The organism is Marinospirillum sp. (genome assembly GCF_014859565.1).
The window spans coordinates 1-2,723 of sequence record NZ_JACUUA010000346.1; the positions used below are offsets into that span (position 1 = coordinate 1).

Sequence of the window (2,723 nt, forward strand, 5' to 3'; positions counted from 1 at the left end):
ATCCATCACCTGTGCCGGTTCATTCGCTGTAGTGATCTGTGGCAGCAGTACCACAAATTCATCACCACCAATTCGAGCCAGCAAGTCAGTGCTGCGTAACTGGTTTTGTAGTCGCTGCGCAACAGCTTTTAACAGCTGATCACCGACTTCGTGACCCCAGGTGTCGTTCACGGGTTTAAAACCGTTCAAATCTATAAAAATTACGGCCAGAGCATGGCCAAAGCCTCTTGCCTGTTCCAGCAAGAGCTCCATTTGCTCCATCAGCAGATGACGATTGGCCAGTCCGGTCAACGAATCATGTAATGCCAGAAAGCGCATTTTTGCTTCAACTTCATTTTTGGCTGCCAGGGTTTTTTCAAGCTGGCACTTTAACCGGATGTGCCTTTGGTTGCTGCGGTACTGGTGAACCCCGAATAACAGCAGTAGTGTTGTAGCTGCCAAGGCTGCGGCCAGTAGTTGGAAAAATGGCCGCATGTCCTGAGGCTGATTCACTTCAATGTGGATATGGCGGTTGATGACGTCCTGTACTTCCTGCTCGGTCAGGGTCTGAATGGCAAGATCCAGCTGATCGCGCAATTCAAGATGTTCTGGCAGCAAACCGATGCGCAGCTGATTACGGTATTCCGGCACGGCTCCCACTATCCTCAAGTTAAACCAGCCTTCCTTGCGAATGGTATAAGCCGCGACTGTTAAGGAGCGAATGGTGAAGTCGGCCTGTCCTTTGTCGATCAGGTCAAAGGCCTCAAATTCGGAAGCAACTGGAATCACCCCTAGCTGAGGAAAATCGCGTTTGACCCGCTCCATGATCGAAGTGCCGGTGGGCAGTGCAATCCTGCTGCCACTGATACCCTGCAGGCTGTGAATATAGGGGTGGTTGCTGCGGGCAATGATGACATTCGGATCTGTCAGGTAAGGCTCTGAGAAAATCAGCCACAGACTGCGCGCTTCAGTCTGGTTCAGCAGTGCCAGCGCATCACAGTCACCAACCTGAGTCATGGCTAGGCTTTCATCCCAGTTACGGCTGGGTTGTACTTCATATTCCAGACTGGCACGGGTAAAAATAATATCCAGCAGATCGGCAGCAATGCCAATAAACTCACCTTCGGGTGTCAGCCTTTCCAGCGGTTCCCAGTCCGGATCAATACACATCCGAACCGGTGGTGTGGAAGACTCGGCTGCACTCCTTGCAGGCATGACATTAAGAGCAAGCAGTAGAGACAGTAAAAAGACCAGCAAGCGATTTAGCTGACTGGCGGCGGGATTTACTGATGACTGAACGGAAGTGGCTGGGTGCATGATTCGGAAAAGGGTTCCGTACAGGAAAAATGTAATCAAGTGTAAACGGGTTGCAGTGATGGTGTCACCTGTTCCCTGCTGATTCGAGGTATTGCGACAAGACACCACAGGGACTACGGGTTAACCCTTCTTTGACTTTGGTCTATGCTGGCGGCACAAGAGCTATAAGCCTTCTTGATAACCAATAAGAAACCATAATAGTGAGCTTGCCACCATGAGAAGACCTGTCCGTATTGCCATCACCGGAGCTGCCGGTGCCATCAGTAACAGTCTGTTATTCCAGCTTGCTGATGGCAGCATGATGGGGGATGACCAGCCGGTGATCCTGCAGTTGATTGAAATGCCGGAACGTATGGAAGCCCTGCGCGGGCTGGCGATGGAGCTGGAGGACTGTGCATTTCCGCTACTGCACACCATCACCCTGCACGATAACGTTGAAGAGGGTTTTAACAATGCCCATTACGCCATTCTGATTGGTGCCCGCCCGCGTGGTCCCGGTATGGAGCGGCGTGACTTGCTGGAAGTGAATGCCGAGATTTTTACCCGTCAGGGCAGGGCACTGAATGATCATGCTAACCGCGATGTGAAGGTGCTGGTGGTGGGCAACCCGGCCAACACCAATGCGCTGATTGCCAGTCGTAATGCACCGCGTTTGTCGCCCTCCCAGTTCACCGCCCTGACCCGACTGGATCACAACCGCGCCAAGGGTATTCTGGCCAACCATACCGGGGCCAATCCGCAGGATATCGAGGGTATTATCGTTTGGGGCAACCACTCCACCACCCAGTTTCCTGACCTGCACCATACCAGAGTGCTGGGTGAGCCGGTGCTGAACCAGATTGATGACAGCTGGTATAAAAATGAATACATCAAGCGAGTACAAACCCGTGGCGGGCAGATTATTGAGGCACGCGGGGTATCCAGTGCTGCTTCCGCTGCTCAGGCGGTGATTCATCACATGCGTGACTGGGTGTTGGGTACACCACCCGGTCAGTTGGTCAGTATGGGTATAGTCAGTGATGGCAGTTATGGCATCACCAAGGGCATCTTTTATTCTTTTCCAGTGCGCTGTAATTACGGTCGTTATCAGATCGTGGGCGGCCTGCAGTTAAATGACTTCAGTTTACAGATGATGAAAACCACCGAAACCGAGTTGCTGGAAGAAAAGGCGGCAGTGGAACACCTCTTGCCTGCGGAAACCGCAGCATCCCACGAAAACCTGTCGATCTGCCTGCGTTCCGGTGTCACTCTTTATGCCGATGGTACCGGGCCGGAATCCGGCTCCAAGTATCTGACCACCAATCGTGTGATGTGAACAACTGCTCCCTTCGGCTGTGGTGCCGGGGGAGTATTTTTCTTTCTCTGCGTAACCGACTCTTGTCTCAAACCCGACAAAACCCCACACAAGTCTTCTTCAATACATCCAT

The 2,723-nt window shown here is 52.3% G+C and carries 2 protein-coding genes; one reads left to right on the forward strand and one right to left on the reverse strand.

Going from position 1 to position 2,723, the window contains the following annotated elements; genetic code table 11:
• A partial coding sequence (locus IBX50_RS19430; RefSeq protein WP_292258049.1) for a diguanylate cyclase occupies positions 1–1,296 on the reverse strand: 1,296 nt, incomplete at its 3' end.
• Positions 1,297–1,510: 214 nt separating this feature from the next.
• Between IBX50_RS19430 and IBX50_RS19435 the strand changes: the two genes are divergently transcribed.
• Complete coding sequence (locus tag IBX50_RS19435; RefSeq protein WP_292258050.1) at positions 1,511–2,611, forward strand: malate dehydrogenase; 1,101 nt, start codon at positions 1,511–1,513, stop codon at positions 2,609–2,611.
• The last annotated feature ends 112 nt before the right edge of the window (positions 2,612–2,723 follow it).

Bases quoted from the DNA above. Each gene is read 5' to 3' on its own strand.
- IBX50_RS19435 (WP_292258050.1), top strand. From the start codon at position 1,511: ATGAGAAGACCTGTCCGTATTGCCATCACCGGAGCTGCCGGTGCCATC.